The organism is Legionella brunensis, assembly GCF_001467025.1.
GTDB classification, from domain to species: Bacteria; Pseudomonadota; Gammaproteobacteria; order Legionellales; family Legionellaceae; genus Tatlockia; species Tatlockia brunensis.
In genome coordinates this window covers 92014-107900 of record NZ_LNXV01000029.1, presented here as the reverse complement: position 1 = coordinate 107900, position 15887 = coordinate 92014, and the positions used below count along the sequence as shown (strand labels likewise).

The following is a 15887-nucleotide window of genomic DNA, read 5'->3' as shown; positions in this document are numbered from 1 at the left end:
ATCTGTATTAATTTGAGTTACCAAGAAAGAAAAACACCATGTTAAAGAAAGGCAAAGACACTAATATTGTAATAACTATACTTAATGTATGAGTGTTTAAAAAAGGACTGGTCATGAAAATATATCAAAACCCTCAGCCACAGGCAGTGGAGAAAATAAATAAAATTCAAGCTAAGCCAAGTAATTTAGCAGGTTCAAAACATATGGGCGATAGAGAAAATCTAAATACAAAAAGAACGGATAAAGAAATTTTCCTAACTGAGTCTGAAGAAATGGCTTGGAGAGATAGTCTTGAAAAAGATAAGTCTAGCAATTCATAAAACCCATTTTTGATTGAGTTATAAGGAAATTCTCTTGCCAGAAATGCCAATTGTAGATAGTCTGCCTCTTTTAATTTTAGCTACTTTTTATGCTTGAAATCCGTGCCCTTGGTTTTGACTACCAAGATAAACCTTTGCTTAGTCAAGTGACATTTACGTTAAAAGCAGGGCAATTATTGCATTTACGAGGTAGTAATGGTGCCGGGAAAACGACTTTACTTAGGTTATTGGCAGGTCTTTTAAATCCTTTAGAGGGTGAAATTCATTATGAGGGACAACCGATAATGAATAATCTCACCGCGTATCAGCAACAACTTTGCTATGTGGGACATAGAACTGGCATCAACCCTTTATTGACCGTAGAGGAAAATTGCTTTTTTGACATGCATTGGGGACGCCGGGATATTGATCTGAGCGCACTACTTAAAGATTTTGGTTTGCACGGCTTACGCGATGAAATTAGTGCTCATCTATCTGCGGGACAACGTCGCCGTGTGGGGTTATTACGTATAGTAATGACTAATGCGCGTTTATGGCTATTGGATGAGCCTTTAGTTGCCTTGGATAAAGAGGCAATTAACCGATTTATGCAGACTCTTGAAAATCATCTTTACCAGGGGGGGCAGATTATTTTGACATCCCATCAAAATTTACCTTCAAGTAAAATAGATTGTCTGGAGTATTGTCTATGATTCAGACATATCTCGTTATAATTCATTTGCCAAAGTGGATATAGATATGGTCAATCTAACGATTCTTTTCAAGCGACAGTTTCAGCGAGAGGCATTGCTTCATCTTCGCCAGCCACGGCTCTTGCTTCATTCCGTATTGTTCTTTTTAATGGTAACAGTCTTTTTTCCATTAACTATGCCCCCTGAAGCCTCAACGATGCGTGTTATTGCTCCCGGAGTAGTTTGGATAGCGATGTTATTAGCAATGTTGTTGTCTTCAGCAGGACTTTTTCAGCAAGATCATGAAGATGGTGTAATAGAGCAATGGTTGATTTCTGGTTACCCCTTGAGTCTTATTGTCAGTGCTAAATTGTTCGTCCATTGGCTGCTGAACTTGCTGCCTATGTTGATTTTTTGCCCTTTATTAGCCTTATTATTTAACCTAACTCCTTATGAAACAGCTGTCTTAATTATCAGTCTTATTGCAGGAACTCCAGCTATCCTTTTTTTATGTGGGCTTGCTGCTGCTTTTAGTGCTGGAAAGGGAGTATTGATGGCATTAGTTTTATTACCTTTAACTGTACCTATTATGATTTTTGGTAGTGGCAGCTTGACCGCCGTAATGCATGGATTTCCGGTTGCTGGCTACCTGACATTATTGGCTGCAATATCAGTTTTAGCGACAGCCTTTTTACCTTTTGCTATTGCTACGGTTATTCGAATTAGCCTTGCTGACTAATATTATGATAAAATCGCGGTTTTTTTATAACGTCTGGTTGTCGTTCAGAACGAAGTAATGATTGTTCATTGGACTTGGAAAAGACAGCCTAATACTCATTAGATGAATTTAACTTTGTTATGTGGAAATTTCTATACCAAATGGCTTCACCTAAAACATTTTATCAGCGCACTAAGACGTGGCTTAGTTGGCTAGGTGTCAGTGCATGGGTGTTTTTAGTTTTGGGGATGATTTGGGGGTTGGTTTTTGCCCCTCCTGATTATCAGCAAGGCGATGCCTTTCGCATTATTTATGTCCATGTACCCAGTGCTTTTTTATCCATGGCGCTATATAGCTGGATGGGATTTCTAGCAATTCTTTTACTCGTTTGGCGCATTAAAATGGCAGGTTTAATACTGGGACTGGCTGCCCAACTTGGTGCTTCCATGGCGTTTCTTGCGTTAGTTACAGGCAGTATTTGGGGTAAACCCATGTGGGGCACTTGGTGGATTTGGGATGCTCGATTGACCTCAGAGCTGATTTTACTCTTTTTATATTTGGCTATTTTAGCTGTTAAAAATTCTTTCCAGGACAAGGAGCAAGGCGATAAAGTCGCGGCTGTGCTTACTTTAGTTGGTTTAATTGATTTACCGATCATTCATTATTCAGTCTATTGGTGGAATACGCTGCATCAAGGATCAACCTTATCGGTATTTGCAAAACCAAAAATTGCCACTCCCATGTTATATCCATTATTGTTGACTCTAATTGGTTTTATGCTTTATTGCCTTTGGATTATTCTTCACAAGGCCAGAAATGAGCTTTTACTACGTGAGCGTAGGCAACAATGGGTGAAGGCTATGTTCGAGAGGGGAGAAGTATGAGTCAATTGACCCAATGGTGGAGTATGGGCGGATATGCTATTTACGTATGGCCTGCATATGGATTGGTTTGTGCTGTTTTGGTAATGCATATACTGGGCATCAAGTCGCAGCATTTGCGAACTATTAAGAAATTGCAGCAATGGTTTAAGAGACAAGAATGAACCCCATACGTCAGCGTAAAATTTTTTTATTGTTGTTTATTGTCTCTGTTTTAGGAGTAGTGACAGGTCTGGTTTTATATACTTTAAGACAAAATATTAGTTTATTTTACACACCTACCCAAATTGTAAGCGGAGAAGCCCCTAAAGAGCATAACATCCGTTTAGGAGGGATGGTTGTAAAGAATAGTATTATGCGCGCAACTAATGATTTATCTGTAGAATTTAAATTAACAGATTTTAAACAGACTGTGACTGTTAACTATCGCGGGATTTTGCCAGATCTTTTTCGTGAGGAGCAGGGTATTGTTGCACTGGGTAAATTGACTGATAACCATCATTTTGTGGCTACAGAAGTACTCGCAAAACACGATGCCAATTATATGCCTCCAGAAGTAAAAGATGCCTTGGCTAAAGCGGTATCACAAGATGAAAAGAGAAACGCATGATTGCTGAGATTGGTTTATTTTCTTTGATATTAGGTTTGGTTTTTGCTGTATTGCTGGCAGTTATTCCAATCTTTGGTTTGTGGCGTAATAACATACAGTGGATAGCTTCCGCTCCTTTGTATGCTTGTGGTCAATTTATTTTTATTGCTCTTGCTTATATTTCTCTTACGCTTTGTTTTTTACGTGATGACTTTAGTGTTATTTACGTCTTAACTAACTCTAGTGTCTCTTTGCCTTGGTTTTATAAAGTGTGTGCAGTATGGGGTGGGCATGAGGGCTCAATGCTATTGTGGGTTGCCATTTTAAGTTTATGGATGCTTGCTGTCAGTTTTTTCAGCTCAACACTCGACAAGGCCATGCGTGCTCGTGTATTGGTAGTTCTTGGTTGGGTGAGTATAGGGTTTATTCTTTTTCTACTATCAACATCTAATCCATTCGCACGGCAATTTCAATTATTGCAAACACAAGGTCGGGATTTAAATCCCTTACTGCAGGATCCGGGCTTTTTATTTCATCCTCCCATGCTCTATATGGGCTATGTTGGCTTTTCAGTGGCTTTTGCATTTGCCATTGCAGCGCTTTGGGTCGGTCGAGTGGAAACTACGTGGGCAAAGTGGACAAGACCCTGGACTTTAGCTGCGTGGTGTTGTTTGACAGCTGGTATTACTCTGGGAAGTTGGTGGGCTTATCGTGAGTTGGGCTGGGGAGGTTGGTGGTTTTGGGATCCGGTGGAGAATGCTTCATTTATGCCTTGGCTTGTTGGGACAGCACTGCTACACTCGCTTGCTGTTAGTGAGCAAAGACACCAATTTAAAGCCTGGACTCTTCTCTTGGCGATTACAGCGTTCTCACTTAGTCTTATTGGCACGTTCTTAGTTCGCTCAGGTGTTCTGACATCCGTGCATGCTTTTGCCGTAGATCCAAAACGTGGCTTATTTATTTTGTGTTTCTTATTCATGGTTATAGGGGGCTCCTTACTCTTGTTTGCCACAAGAGCACAGACCCTACAAAAACGTGATAATCCCTCCGTACTTTCTCGAGAAAGTGCATTACTCTTGAACAATGTTTTTCTGGCAGTCATGATGCTTACAGTATTAATGGGAACTGTATATCCACTGCTGATTGACGGACTTGGCCTTGGAAAATTATCTGTTGGCGCTCCGTATTTCAATTCTGTTTTTATTCCTTTAATGATCCCATTACTAATTTTGATGGGCGTGGGAATTCATTTAAATTGGCAACAAGATAGTTTACACAAAATAACGCTGCGATTGCGCAGTGTATTAGTGGCAAGCGTACTTTGCTCCCTAGCTCTTTTATGCAGTTTGACCAAGGTAATTAATCTTTCTGCTTTATTAGGATTAATTCTGGCTTTTTGGGTCATCTTTAGTACTTTGAAATTAATTATGCTTCGTGCCAGACAACGTGGGATTTTAAGTTTGGGACAAGGTTTTTGGGGAATGATAATTGCTCATTGCGGTGTGGCGGTGACGGTCATTGGCATCTGCATTTCAAGTAATTACGGCATTCAGGACGATATAAAAATGGCACCTGGTGATAAAGCACAACTTGCCAGTTATGAAGTGAAATTTATAAATGAATCCACTTTAAAAGGCCCAAACTACCACGGTACGCAAGCTCGTTTTGAAGTTCAACATGGCAATAAAATAACAGTCATCTACCCGGAGAAAAGAATTTATAATGTTGGGCAGATGGCAATGACTGAGTCAGCAATTGATGTTAGTCCCTTTAGGGATATTTATATAGCATTAGGCGAGCCATTAGATGACAAAGCCTGGTCAGTTCGCCTCTATTATAAACCCTTTATTCGCTGGATATGGGGGGGAGGCTTTATGATTTTGGCAGGAGGATTATTTGCTTTAAGCGATAGACGTTATTACCAAAGACGTCAAACTGCTAGTATTACACCTGAGGTTACTGCATGAAATTCTGGCGATTATTTCCATTGATAATTTTTGCTGCACTGGTGGTTTTTCTCTGGCGGGGCTTATCGCTTGAGCCGCAAACCTTGCCCTCTGCGCAAATTGGTAAATTACTTCCGGACTTTCAATTAACGACATTGGGAAATGAACAATTATTGACTCCTGAAATCTTTCGCGGGCAGGTGGTTTTGCTCAATGTGTGGGCGAGCTGGTGCTCAGCTTGCGTTGAAGAGCAAGTTTTTTTGATGAGACTTTCACGTGAAGGTGTCCCCATTTACGGTTTAAATTACAAAGATGATACGAACAATGCAAAACGCTGGCTAAATGAATGGGGTAATCCTTACCGTGCTATTGGAGAGGACCATGAGGGAAAACTTGCTATTGATCTAGGTGTTTACGGTGCTCCGGAAACATTTTTAATTGATAAAAAAGGGGTAATTCGTTATAGACATGTTGGTATTTTGGATGAAAAAGCTTGGAGTGCAGAATTTTTACCGCAAATGAAATTATTGCTGGAGGAAGCATGAGAAGCTTTAGAACTTGCTTGCTTGTAGTTGGCATGTGGGTAGTACCGACAATACTGATGGCAAATTCCTTTTATCCCCTTGATACGGCTAAACAAGAGGCCCAGTTTTCATATTTATTAAAAGAATTACGTTGCCTGGTTTGTCAAAACCAAGATTTGGCCGACTCCAATGCGAGCCTTGCTAAAGATTTACGTGAGCAAGTGTATAATTTAGTCAAGGAAGGGAAGGCTGATAGCGAAATTATTGATTATTTAACTGCTCGCTATGGTGATTTTATTTTATTTAAGCCACCAGTAAAACCGTTAACGGCGCTATTGTGGTTTGGCCCCGCTCTTTTTTTGTGTGTGGGTTTGTTTATTTTTTGGCGTACTTGTCTAAAGCGAAGTTCACATGAGTAAATGGTGGTTATTGACCTGTCTTATTCTGCTAGTATTACTAGCAATTCCTGTAATTTTATATCCTTTTCGTCAGTCAAAAAGGGTGTTTTTTTTGTTAATACCACTGACAATGCTGGCTACTACCGCTGCTTATTGGTATTGGGGCGCAATGGCTGAGTGGCAGCATTTTCTAAATCAACAAGAAAAGCAAAAACAAGTGCAGGCTGTTCTTCAGTCGATAAAAAGCCCTGGACAAATTATTGAGAAATTGAAGGCCCGCTTGCAGGTTGAACCAGAGAGCGCGCGAGGCTGGTATTTGCTAGGCCGATTATATACGAGTCAAGAACAATGGATTCAGGCGCGTGATGCCTTTGCGAAAGCACACCAATTAAATCCTGCAGATGAGGCTACTACTGTGAACTATGCACAAAGTCTTTGGCAACTTAATCAGCAGCAATTTGATGAACCTATCAGAAGCCTGTTCAAAGAGCTATTGCAAAAAAATCCGGATCAGCCTGATGCTCTGGCGATGTTAGCAATGGATGCTTATATGACACATGATTACCAGCAAGCAATTAATTATTGGCAACATTTATTAAAGTTAGCTCCAGAGCAATCGCAAGAAGCACAAATGATCCGCAAGGCAATTGCCAAAGCACAACAACAAATGCAGTCTTGATTAGCACGGAGGTTGTGAATTTCTTTGGCGAGACCAAGGATTATAGCAAGCTTTTGGATCCAGTGGTCAAGCCGCGGGAATTCGATGGGTTTTGCTCATCCCCGCGGCTTGCCCATGGGGTCTATAACGTAGGTATTGACTTTACCAATGAGGACAATCAAAAATGCAGAAACTCCCCATTTTAAAACCAGGGGACAGTGTTGAGATTATTGCCCCCGCGTCCCGTTGTTCCCATAAGCATTTGCAAGATCTTAGGGAGTTATTAGTCTCTTGGGGACTCCATTGTTTGATCGATGAAGCTATTTTTGGTGAGGATTTGCTATGTGCTAATAGTGATGAAGTTCGTTTTGCTTCGCTAAAAAGAGCTCTTGAGAATCCACAAACGAAAGCTATTATTTGTGCACGTGGTGGCTATGGCAGTATGCGACTAATCCCTGAGTTGAGCAAAATGACTCCTCCTGCCACGTCTAAAATTTTTATCGGCATGAGTGACGTGACTGCATTACATCTGTATTTTCAAACTAAATGGCAATGGCCAAGCATCCATGGAGCCTTAGCCGTAGATAAGTTTTCTCCTGAATCCATTGCTGCGTTAAAAGCATTATTATTTGGAGATGCTATGACAGTAGAGTTCGATGGAACCCCTCTTAATGCTTGCGCGACCAAGAATACGAGGATTGAAAGTACGGTGATTGGCGGTAATTTATCGTTAATTCAAGCAAGTATTGGGACAAATTGGCAAATTAATAGTGAGAATAAAATCATTTTTCTAGAGGAGATTGCAGAGCGGGGTTATCGTGTTGACAGAATGTTAACGCATTTATCGCAAGCTAATTTGTTTAAAAATGCTCGGGCTATTTTACTGGGTGATTTTATTGGCGGTACTGAGCCTGATGGAACTTCTTTGATTCAACCTGTACTAGATCGTTTTGCACAAAGTTGCGGGATTCCAGTCATTCAAATAAAAGGAGTTGGTCATGGATTTACCAATTTTCCACTTCCTTTAGGAGCAGAAACTTACTTGGATTTAGGACAAAAAGCTAAGTTGGTAGTTTCCCTTTTTAATTTAAAAACTACCTATTGTTAAATTTATGTGTTAAATAGTTGGAATTCGTCTAGACTAATGTTGATCAGGATGATGAGGTGTAACTATTTCAAGGAGTGAAAATGAATAATCGTGTTTATCAGGTAATAGAATTAGTAGGTTCTTCAGAAGATGGCATTGAAGATGCTATTAATAATGCTATTGCACAAGCTGCTAAAGACTATGGAAAATTAGACTGGTATGAAGTTATGGAAACTCGAGGTTTTATTGAAGGAAATAAGAGTAAATATTATCAAGTGCATTTGAAAATTGGTTGCCATGCCCATTAACTCATGAATGCTTTTCTCCTGCTATTGCAGGAGAAAATTGTAAGTTGATAGCGGTTAAGCTTCCTCATATTCCCGCAAGGCTTTCAAAAAGTGCAAGCCATAATGATTGAGTTTGTGCTGACCAACACCAGAGATGTTGAGCAGCTCATCCACGTTTTGGGGCTTATCCCTGACCATCTGATGTAAAGTGGTATCGCTAAAAATCATAAAAGGTGGTTTATTTTCTTCATCGGCGAGTTTACGTCGCAGAGCACGTAATACCTCAAATAACGGACTATTAGCTGTAGCAAAACTCTCACGTTCCTTGGTTTTAATCGATTTCGCTTTTAAATCAACTTGAGGGAGAGACAGTGAAACTCTTTCCTGATTTTTTAGTATGGCAATTGCCTTTTTAGTAAGACGAAGAACATTAAACTGGTTAACATCCTGATAGCAATAATCACGGTGAATCAATTGCCAAGCTAATTGTTTCCAATAACTAGCTGGTTTATTTTTACCAATACCAAAGGTACTTAGTTGATGGTGGCCGCCTTTTTGAATTTTTTCGGCTGTACTTCCACGAAGAACCTCAATGGTATAAATCATGCCGTAACTTTGCTGCAATCGATAAATACATGAAAGTAGTTTTTGTGCGTCTTCAGTGGCATCGATTGTTTGTGGTGGATTGTCGCAAATATCACAGTAACTACAGAGATTTTCCATTGGTTCATCAAAATAGCGCAGCAAAATTTGACGACGGCAGTGGGTTGCTTCTGCAAAGGCAAGCATATGGTTTAATTTGTTCGTTTCAATGCGTTGTTGAGCCTCATTTGAAGTGGTCGCGATCCAACCACGTAAACGCCCACTATCAGCAGGGTCGTAAAATAATAGCGCTAGGGCAGGTAAGCCATCTCGGCCGGCTCGACCTGTTTCTTGATAATAACTTTCAATGTTTTTAGGTAAGTCATAGTGCACTACAAATCGTACATTGGGTTTATCAATCCCCATACCAAATGCTAGCGTTGCAACCACAATGTCGATGCGATCATGACGAAATAAGCTTTGAACCTCACGCCGTTCATTGTAAGCAAGACCAGCATGATATGCCCTTGCCCTTATCCCCAACTCTTGTAATTTAACTGCTACTCGCTCGACTTCGTTGCGCGTGCCACAGTAAATAATGCCTGATTGCTGGTTCTGTGTTTGTAAAAACTGCTGCAATTGCTTTATCGGATTATTTTTAATAACAACGGTATAGTGAATATTTGGGCGATTGAAGGAAGCAATGAATTGCTTGGGCGCATAATTTAATTTTTTAATGATATCTTGCCGTGTTTGCTGATCGGCTGTAGCAGTAAGAGCAATGATTGGAGTTTCAGGAAACTGAGTTTTTAGTAAGCCTAATGTGGCATATTCTGGGCGAAAATCATGCCCCCATTGCGAAATACAATGAGCCTCATCAATAGCAAATAAAGCAAGATTGCATTCTTGTAAACGCTCTAAAAAAGAGGTACTCATTAAACGTTCTGGGGCAATATAAAGTAGATCAAGTTCATTGGTGTGAAGCTGCCCAAGAACCTGTCTTGCTTCTTCGCTGGTTAGAGACGAATTGTAATAGGCGGCACGAATTCCTTGTAATTTTAAGGCTGCGACCTGGTCTTCCATCAGAGCAATTAAAGGCGAAACGACGATAGCAATACCTGGTCGCACCAATGCAGGAATTTGATAACACAGCGATTTGCCACCACCTGTAGGCATGAGTACGAGCAAGTCTTTTCCAGTGATGAGATCATGAATGATTTCTTCTTGAGGATGACGAAAGGCATCAAAACCAAAACAATCTTTTAACACATGAAGAGCTTTTGCATGAAAGGGTGCAGCTTGTCCCGTAGTTTCCATACGTCTTTCTTTTTTTTATTTAATGGACGCGAAAAATTGGCAATAATAGCATTCTTAGTAAACTAGCGTTAACACTTTATTTGATGTTTTATCTTTGCGAAGAAGGGCGCTGTAATACGCCATCAGATAGATATATCATAAAGCAATTGAGAACACGCCCCTGGTAAATTTTCTAGTCACTGTACTCGTTTGACCAGCACAATATGTGTTATGGTTTAAACTATTTTAGTTAAGTTAAGGAAAGCTATGGATTTTAAATTCAGTGAAGAGCATATTGCTTTTCGGGATATGGCTGCTGAATTTGCACGCAATAAATTAGCCCCTAATGCGGCAGCTTGGGACGAACATAATCATTTCCCTATCGACGTAATGCGTGAGGCAGCAACGTTGGGTATGGCAGGCATTGTTGCGGCTGAGGATATCGGGGGAGCTAATTTAAAACGTCTTGATGCAGCAATAATTTTTGAGCAACTGGCTGCGGGCTGTGTGAGTACCAGCGCTTACCTGTCCATTCATAACATGGTTACTTCTTTGGTTGATCGCTATGCACAGGAGCCTTTACGAACTACTTGGGCCCCTCGATTAGCATCTATGGATGCGTTTGCAAGTTATTGTTTAACTGAGCCTGAATCGGGTTCTGATGCAGCCTCTTTAAAAACCCGAGCGGTCAAAGAGGGTAATTATTACCTTTTAAATGGTGCAAAAGCGTTCATTTCGGGTGGCAGTGTCAGTGATGTATATTTGTGCATGGTAAGAACTGGAGATGAATCACACCATGGTATCTCTTGTCTTCTCATTGAAAAAAACACCCCAGGTTTAAGTTTTGGCAAGCTCGAAAGAAAGTTGGGTTGGCATAATCAACCTACTTGCATGGTCTATTTTGAAAATTGCCGTGTGCCCGTTGCAAATCGTGTCGGGGATGAGGGTATGGGATTTAAAATAGCCTTAAATGCCTTAAATGGTGGGCGGGTTAATATCGCTGCCTGTTCTTTGGGTGGTGCCACAGCCTGTTTACGACTGACTCAACAATATCTTCATGAGCGTAAGCAATTCGGTAAACCGCTCACACAAATGCAGGCTTTGCGTTTTTATTTTGCCGATATGTTAACGGATTTTGAAGCAGCACGATTGATGGTTTATCGTGCAGCCGATGCTCTCGATAAAAATGATCCTCATGCACCCATGTATTGTGCTATGGCTAAACGATTAGCTACAGATGTTGCTTTTCGCATCAGTGATAAAGCGATGCAATTGCATGGAGGATATGGTTATCTTCATGATTATCAAATTGAGCGTATTTTCCGTGACCTGAGAGTGCACCAGATTCTTGAGGGCACTAACGAAATTATGCGCGAAATTATTGCTAAAGCAACCTTAGACGAGAACTATGTGATTGATTAGGGTCTATTTACAACTCTACTATCTTGGCCAAAAGCTAGCGAATTGTACAAAGACCCCAGTAAGGATTTGTTTTCAATTTTTTAATAACATGAATTAACAGGAGTTTTGCATGAATTTGATTGAAAAAGAGTTGGATAATAATGGCATATTGACCTTAACCTTAAACCGCCCAGAGAAACTGAATGCATTAAATTCTGATGTTCTCCAAGCTTTAAGAGAAATTTTTTCATCAGCTAAAGAGAATACAAAAATTAAAGCGCTCTTATTAACTGGCTCTGGCAAAGCGTTTTGCGCTGGTGCAGATATTTCTCGTTTGGCGGAATGCAATGCCCAAACAGGTTATCAATTCGCTTGTGAAGGACAGGATGTATTTAGACAGTTGGAAACTTTAGGTAAACCATCCCTTGCTGCTGTGAATGGTTTTGCATTTGGTGGTGGTTGTGAGCTTGCTATCTCTGCAACAATAAGAATTGCCTCTACTGCTGCGCAGTTTGGCCAGCCTGAGGTGAAGTTAGGTGTTATTCCTGGTTATGGGGGTACACAACGTTTGGCACGGTTAGTTGGTAAAGGCCGAGCAATGGATTTATGTTTAACAGGCCGCTTTATCAATGCTGAAACTGCCTTGAATTGGGGATTAGTTACTGAATTGGTTGAGCCTGAAGCATTGCTTGAGCATGGCAAACGTACCCTAAACACAATATTGTCAATGGCTCCTTTGGCGGTGACTAGCGTGATGGAAGTGATTGATCATGGTTATGACCTCTCATTAACAGATGCTTTGCATCTTGAAGCGATCCATTTCGCCAAAGTTTGTGCTACAGCCGATAAACATGAAGGAGTTGCTGCATTTTTAGCAAAACGTCGGGCGGACTTTAAAGGAGAGTAGGTATGACTTCAGACATTGTTTTCGCCCGTGAAAGACATTTGGGGTTAGTAACCCTAAATCGTCCGCAGGCTTTAAATGCATTAACTTTGGACATGATCAAAGCATTGCAACAACAGCTTCTCTTGTGGGAAAAAGATGCGGCAATTCATGCAGTGGTAGTTCAAGGTGAGGGTGAAAAAGCATTTTGTGCGGGTGGTGATGTGCGTTGGTTATATGCCGCTGGATTGAGTAAGAATCCAGAGCAAATGCAGTTTTTTTGGCATGAATATCGTTTAAACCATTATATCCATCGTTTCAGTAAACCTTATATTTCACTAATGGATGGCATTACCATGGGAGGTGGTGTCGGAGTTTCGCTTCATGGTTCTCATCCTGTTGCTACAGAGCGTTTCATTTTTGCGATGCCCGAAACAAGTATTGGTTTTTTTCCCGATATCGGAGCAAGTTATTTACTGGCTCGTTGTCCTGATGCCACAGGTATTTATTTGGGGTTAACAGGAAATCGACTTCAAGCGCAAGATGCCTATGCTTTAGGTTTGATAAAACAGATAATTCCTTCGGCTAAAATCCAGGAGTGTATCGAGGCTTTGGCCAATACTGATCTATCTAACAATGCCCATGAGGAAGTTGATGCTTGTTTGAACCAGTTTGCAATGCCCAAAGAGAAGGCCGCAATTCATTCACAACAAGCAGCAATCAGCCGTTGCTTTTCTTTTTCTACTGTTGAAGAAATCTTTACTGCATTACAAGAACAAGGAGATGAGTGGGCAGTGACAATACTAAATAGTTTACGCCACAAAGCACCACTAAGTCTTAAAGTTACCTTAGCTCAAATTCAAAAAGCAAAAACAATGTCGATGGCCGAATGTATTTCTATGGATTATTGTATTGTAAACCAGTTTATGCGAGAGCCAGATTTTTACGAAGGAATTAGGGCTTTATTAGTGGATAAAGATAAGTCGCCTCATTGGCAACCTAATAATCTGGAAAAAGCGACAGCAGCAAAAGTAGCAGATTATTTTGAATGCCGAGAAGAACTTATTTTGATTGCTTAATCGCCGAATAAAATGTAATAGCGAATGAGAATGGTCCATGGATTAGACATTGAGTCTAATCCATATCGTATTTTATTGTAAAATTAACTAAACATATCTTTCTAAAAAAAGAGATTTATCTATCGTTGTTGAATCATTGTTATAACTTTCAACTAAGTTGAGCAATAGATTGGGTTTCTAATCGAGCAAGTAGTTTAGATTTTGATTTAAAACGAGCAGATTCAGGATTATTAGTGCCGCAAATCAGCCGTTTATTTACTTTACTCACCCAAATCAGCAATGAATTCTCATTGTGGCTTGCATATAAATAAATATCAAAATTGCTGATGATCAAGCAATAGATTAGATTAGTACTAACAATGAGCCGGGGGCATGATGTCAATAAATGATTTGCCTAAAGAAGTACTTTTGTTAATTTTTGAAAAGCTTCCTTCCTATATTGTTTTGCAGATTGCTTCGACTTGTAAGCATTGGTATGAAATAACGAATGATCAAGTATTTTGGAAATCACGCTGCGAGAATGAATTTAGTTCGAAGGCGATACAAGCTATAAAACGTAAAGAGCTTAATGGAGACTCATGGAAAATGACCTATCTTCATTTGGTTGGCGCCACAAAAAAAGAATACCAGCGCCTAAAAGAAAATGAACTGTATATCTCTAAAACTAGTAGATTACTATCCGATCGTGAGTTAAAAATTACTGCTGCTGCCTTAACAGGAAATACAGCTCTGCTACACGTATTCCTTAATAAGAATGAGCTCCATTTAAATGAAGTACTCGATCTAAATCTTTGGGATGTTTTTGGAGAGGAGCTTTTATACGAGGACCGTCATCAAAAATATGGTTATGAGCTTTTCGAGGAACCTTACGGTGTCTCTTCTTGTTTGATCGATTTTATCTGTTTACATCAACAGCAATCAGTTTTGGATATTCTTTATTTGCTTTCATTGAAGGAGGAGCCTAAAAATCGTCTTTTTTGGGCTGTTGTTTGTAATCAGTCTGAACGTGAATTAAGGCAAATTACTAATGGTATCCCAAGCCAACTTACCGAAACTTCATCCATAAATAATTATCCTACTCATCTATTTGAGTTGGCAGCAATTTTGGGTCATTTTAATTTGTTCAAATTTCTTCTAGAACAGCATTCCTGTATATCATTTGCATTGATTAAAGATGCACTGGTCATTGCCACATATAGGGGGCACGTGAACATTGTTAAGTGTTTGCATACCTATTTTGCAGATATCCCTGCTGAAGAAATTATCTTTTATAATTATCTCATTGAAATTGCTGCTTCTCATGGAGAGGTTGCTATTTTGCAAATACTATTAGAGAAGAATTTAACGCTATTTGCAGTGAGGAAAGCTTTTAGGGCAGCTGTATTGGGGAATTGTCATAACGTATTGGAAGTTCTTTATGAAGCATACCCCAATGTCTTTATACCCTCGCTCTTGAACGAAATGATATCTGAAACACGAAGTGTCACTAATCCGCTTCAAGTTCTTCTTTTTTTATTTGACAAGGGAGCTAAGATCTCTATAGGCAAGGTTCGTAATTTTGTATGGATGCAGCAAGAGTTACTGCAAAAGATGGTTTTTTGTGAGATAAAAATACAAAGTGCTTTAGAATTAATAAAAGAAGAGGTCGAAAGTAGTTTTGGTCTGAATTATTTGGTTAATACCTTCGCTAATTTTTTTCAATCCAAGCCTGGAGTTTTTCTGGAGCAAGCCTATAAGCTTGACCCAGTTCATTTTGATCATCGGCTTGAAGTGTTAGTTGCCAATGAGGCTTGTTTATATAGTGAAAAAATTATCAATAAATTAATTTCTAACATAGAGTCTATGTCAACCAGAGTTTTCATTACCGCAAAATTCAACTGATTTTGATAATCAATTTAATATTTCCTTAAGCTTTCCTAGTTAAAATCCGCCGATTTCAAGCTACCTCAAGTTAATCCCTGCTTAAGAGTTGAGAAAATCCTATAAAATGATTGGATTAAGTACGCTAATCATTGAATAAACAATAATTTAAGGAGTATATTATGGCGGAAATTCTGCATACGGTTTTTACTAGTGAAAACAATATTTTCTTGTCTAAAGAAAAAGGGTCATTTGTAGGGCCAAAAAATCGGTTTTTTACAGTTTTTAAACCCATTCAATCTACGAACTATAAATATTCAGATTTCACCTCTTATCTCTTAAATCCTGTCATTGATGTGTGTTTAGCCCCAGTATTTTTATTGGATGTACTTATTAGTGTCACAAATACCTTAGCATCACTGCTTAAAGCTTTTCATATTTGGTCACATAATCAACAAAGTACTTCAGGTCTAATCGACGGGCATACAAAAAATGAGCTTGGTGAGGCTGGCCAGCATTTCCTAACTGCGATTTCTGCTTTAATTTCTGCGGTTATTAATCCTCTATTAAGTCTAATTAGCTTGGTTACGCGTCCCATCGCAAGTATTGTTAAAGGCTTTGCTGATGCTTTGGATGAGTGTTCCTCAGCTTCTCATCGTATATAAAGTGTTGGACTCGAATTAATTTGGGTCTTGAGGCTCAAATTA

The 15887-nt window shown here is 39.5% G+C and carries 18 protein-coding genes; 17 read left to right on the top strand and 1 reads right to left on the bottom strand.

All coding sequences use genetic code 11. From position 1 onward, the window contains the following. Window positions 1–113 precede the first annotated feature (113 nt). The 12 genes from Lbru_RS09285 to Lbru_RS09230 all read left to right on the top strand — a co-directional run bounded on the left by Lbru_RS09285 (window position 114) and on the right by Lbru_RS09230 (window position 8100). A complete protein-coding gene (locus tag Lbru_RS09285; RefSeq protein ID WP_058441865.1) occupies window positions 114–320 on the top strand; it encodes a hypothetical protein in 207 nt (68 codons plus the stop codon). Window positions 321–409: 89 nt separating this feature from the next. Continuing rightward, window positions 410–1012, top strand: coding sequence for a cytochrome c biogenesis heme-transporting ATPase CcmA (gene ccmA / locus Lbru_RS09280; protein WP_058441864.1), 603 nt, complete (start codon window positions 410–412; stop codon window positions 1010–1012). 46 nt (window positions 1013–1058) lie between these two features. Next, on the top strand, window positions 1059–1730 hold the full coding sequence (gene ccmB, locus Lbru_RS09275; RefSeq protein WP_058441863.1) for a heme exporter protein CcmB: 672 nt from the start codon (window positions 1059–1061) through the stop codon (window positions 1728–1730). Window positions 1731–1849: 119 nt separating this feature from the next. Beyond that, a complete protein-coding gene (gene ccmC / locus Lbru_RS09270) occupies window positions 1850–2593 on the top strand; it encodes a heme ABC transporter permease CcmC (RefSeq protein ID WP_058441862.1) in 744 nt (247 codons plus the stop codon). Further along, entirely contained in the window at window positions 2590–2754 is a 165-nt protein-coding gene (gene ccmD, locus Lbru_RS09265; RefSeq protein WP_058441861.1) for a heme exporter protein CcmD, read from the top strand. The genes ccmC and ccmD overlap by 4 nt, the downstream gene beginning before the upstream one ends. Beyond that, window positions 2751–3200 carry a cytochrome c maturation protein CcmE gene (gene ccmE / locus Lbru_RS09260; RefSeq protein WP_058441860.1) on the top strand — a complete coding sequence of 150 codons (450 nt, stop codon included), beginning with the start codon at window positions 2751–2753 and terminating at the stop codon, window positions 3198–3200. Before ccmD ends, ccmE begins: the two co-directional genes overlap by 4 nt. After that, a complete protein-coding gene (locus tag Lbru_RS09255; RefSeq protein ID WP_058441859.1) occupies window positions 3197–5146 on the top strand; it encodes a heme lyase CcmF/NrfE family subunit in 1950 nt (649 codons plus the stop codon). The genes ccmE and Lbru_RS09255 overlap by 4 nt, the downstream gene beginning before the upstream one ends. Continuing rightward, entirely contained in the window at window positions 5143–5670 is a 528-nt protein-coding gene (locus Lbru_RS09250) for a DsbE family thiol:disulfide interchange protein (RefSeq protein ID WP_058441858.1), read from the top strand. The genes Lbru_RS09255 and Lbru_RS09250 overlap by 4 nt, the downstream gene beginning before the upstream one ends. Further along, window positions 5667–6068: a cytochrome c-type biogenesis protein gene (locus tag Lbru_RS09245; RefSeq protein WP_058441857.1), complete on the top strand. Its 402-nt coding sequence runs from the start codon at window positions 5667–5669 to the stop codon at window positions 6066–6068. The genes Lbru_RS09250 and Lbru_RS09245 overlap by 4 nt, the downstream gene beginning before the upstream one ends. Further along, window positions 6061–6726, top strand: a complete 666-nt coding sequence (locus Lbru_RS09240) for a tetratricopeptide repeat protein (RefSeq protein WP_058441856.1) — start codon at window positions 6061–6063, stop codon at window positions 6724–6726. The genes Lbru_RS09245 and Lbru_RS09240 overlap by 8 nt, the downstream gene beginning before the upstream one ends. 163 nt (window positions 6727–6889) lie before the next feature. Continuing rightward, complete coding sequence (locus tag Lbru_RS09235) at window positions 6890–7813, top strand: S66 peptidase family protein (protein ID WP_058441855.1); 924 nt, start codon at window positions 6890–6892, stop codon at window positions 7811–7813. A gap of 80 nt (window positions 7814–7893) precedes the next feature. Further along, a complete protein-coding gene (locus Lbru_RS09230) occupies window positions 7894–8100 on the top strand; it encodes a dodecin (RefSeq protein ID WP_058441854.1) in 207 nt (68 codons plus the stop codon). Window positions 8101–8154: 54 nt separating this feature from the next. On the opposite strand, the gene recQ is transcribed toward Lbru_RS09230, so the two are convergent. Continuing rightward, entirely contained in the window at window positions 8155–9978 is a 1824-nt protein-coding gene (gene recQ, locus Lbru_RS09225; protein ID WP_058441853.1) for a DNA helicase RecQ, read from the bottom strand. A gap of 246 nt (window positions 9979–10224) precedes the next feature. Between recQ and Lbru_RS09220 the strand changes: the two genes are divergently transcribed. The 5 genes from Lbru_RS09220 to Lbru_RS09195 all read left to right on the top strand — a co-directional run bounded on the left by Lbru_RS09220 (window position 10225) and on the right by Lbru_RS09195 (window position 15845). Continuing rightward, entirely contained in the window at window positions 10225–11379 is a 1155-nt protein-coding gene (locus Lbru_RS09220; RefSeq protein ID WP_058441852.1) for an acyl-CoA dehydrogenase family protein, read from the top strand. Between the two features lie 109 nt (window positions 11380–11488). Next, a complete protein-coding gene (locus Lbru_RS09215) occupies window positions 11489–12265 on the top strand; it encodes an enoyl-CoA hydratase/isomerase family protein (RefSeq protein WP_058441851.1) in 777 nt (258 codons plus the stop codon). A 2-nt stretch (window positions 12266–12267) separates the two neighbouring features. Then, a complete protein-coding gene (locus tag Lbru_RS09210) occupies window positions 12268–13320 on the top strand; it encodes an enoyl-CoA hydratase/isomerase family protein (protein WP_058441850.1) in 1053 nt (350 codons plus the stop codon). A gap of 372 nt (window positions 13321–13692) precedes the next feature. Next, window positions 13693–15201 carry an F-box-like domain-containing protein gene (locus Lbru_RS09200; RefSeq protein WP_083500883.1) on the top strand — a complete coding sequence of 503 codons (1509 nt, stop codon included), beginning with the start codon at window positions 13693–13695 and terminating at the stop codon, window positions 15199–15201. Between the two features lie 161 nt (window positions 15202–15362). Further along, window positions 15363–15845: a hypothetical protein gene (locus Lbru_RS09195; protein ID WP_058441847.1), complete on the top strand. Its 483-nt coding sequence runs from the start codon at window positions 15363–15365 to the stop codon at window positions 15843–15845. The last annotated feature ends 42 nt before the right edge of the window (window positions 15846–15887 follow it).

What these genes read in the sequence shown, in the direction of transcription:
- ccmB (WP_058441863.1), top strand. Translation starts at nt 1,059, where the DNA reads ATGGTCAATCTAACGATTCTTTTCAAGCGACAGTTTCAGCGAGAGGCA.
- Lbru_RS09250 (WP_058441858.1), top strand. Translation starts at nt 5,143, where the DNA reads ATGAAATTCTGGCGATTATTTCCATTGATAATTTTTGCTGCACTGGTG.
- Lbru_RS09235 (WP_058441855.1), top strand. Translation starts at nt 6,890, where the DNA reads ATGCAGAAACTCCCCATTTTAAAACCAGGGGACAGTGTTGAGATTATT.
- ccmA (WP_058441864.1), top strand. Translation starts at nt 410, where the DNA reads ATGCTTGAAATCCGTGCCCTTGGTTTTGACTACCAAGATAAACCTTTG.
- ccmD (WP_058441861.1), top strand. Translation starts at nt 2,590, where the DNA reads ATGAGTCAATTGACCCAATGGTGGAGTATGGGCGGATATGCTATTTAC.
- Lbru_RS09285 (WP_058441865.1), top strand. Translation starts at nt 114, where the DNA reads ATGAAAATATATCAAAACCCTCAGCCACAGGCAGTGGAGAAAATAAAT.
- ccmE (WP_058441860.1), top strand. Translation starts at nt 2,751, where the DNA reads ATGAACCCCATACGTCAGCGTAAAATTTTTTTATTGTTGTTTATTGTC.
- Lbru_RS09200 (WP_083500883.1), top strand. Translation starts at nt 13,693, where the DNA reads ATGATGTCAATAAATGATTTGCCTAAAGAAGTACTTTTGTTAATTTTT.
- recQ (WP_058441853.1), bottom strand. Translation starts at nt 9,978, where the DNA reads ATGGAAACTACGGGACAAGCTGCACCCTTTCATGCAAAAGCTCTTCAT.
- Lbru_RS09210 (WP_058441850.1), top strand. Translation starts at nt 12,268, where the DNA reads ATGACTTCAGACATTGTTTTCGCCCGTGAAAGACATTTGGGGTTAGTA.
- Lbru_RS09245 (WP_058441857.1), top strand. Translation starts at nt 5,667, where the DNA reads ATGAGAAGCTTTAGAACTTGCTTGCTTGTAGTTGGCATGTGGGTAGTA.
- Lbru_RS09240 (WP_058441856.1), top strand. Translation starts at nt 6,061, where the DNA reads ATGAGTAAATGGTGGTTATTGACCTGTCTTATTCTGCTAGTATTACTA.
- Lbru_RS09230 (WP_058441854.1), top strand. Translation starts at nt 7,894, where the DNA reads ATGAATAATCGTGTTTATCAGGTAATAGAATTAGTAGGTTCTTCAGAA.
- Lbru_RS09255 (WP_058441859.1), top strand. Translation starts at nt 3,197, where the DNA reads ATGATTGCTGAGATTGGTTTATTTTCTTTGATATTAGGTTTGGTTTTT.
- Lbru_RS09195 (WP_058441847.1), top strand. Translation starts at nt 15,363, where the DNA reads ATGGCGGAAATTCTGCATACGGTTTTTACTAGTGAAAACAATATTTTC.
- Lbru_RS09220 (WP_058441852.1), top strand. Translation starts at nt 10,225, where the DNA reads ATGGATTTTAAATTCAGTGAAGAGCATATTGCTTTTCGGGATATGGCT.
- Lbru_RS09215 (WP_058441851.1), top strand. Translation starts at nt 11,489, where the DNA reads ATGAATTTGATTGAAAAAGAGTTGGATAATAATGGCATATTGACCTTA.
- ccmC (WP_058441862.1), top strand. Translation starts at nt 1,850, where the DNA reads ATGTGGAAATTTCTATACCAAATGGCTTCACCTAAAACATTTTATCAG.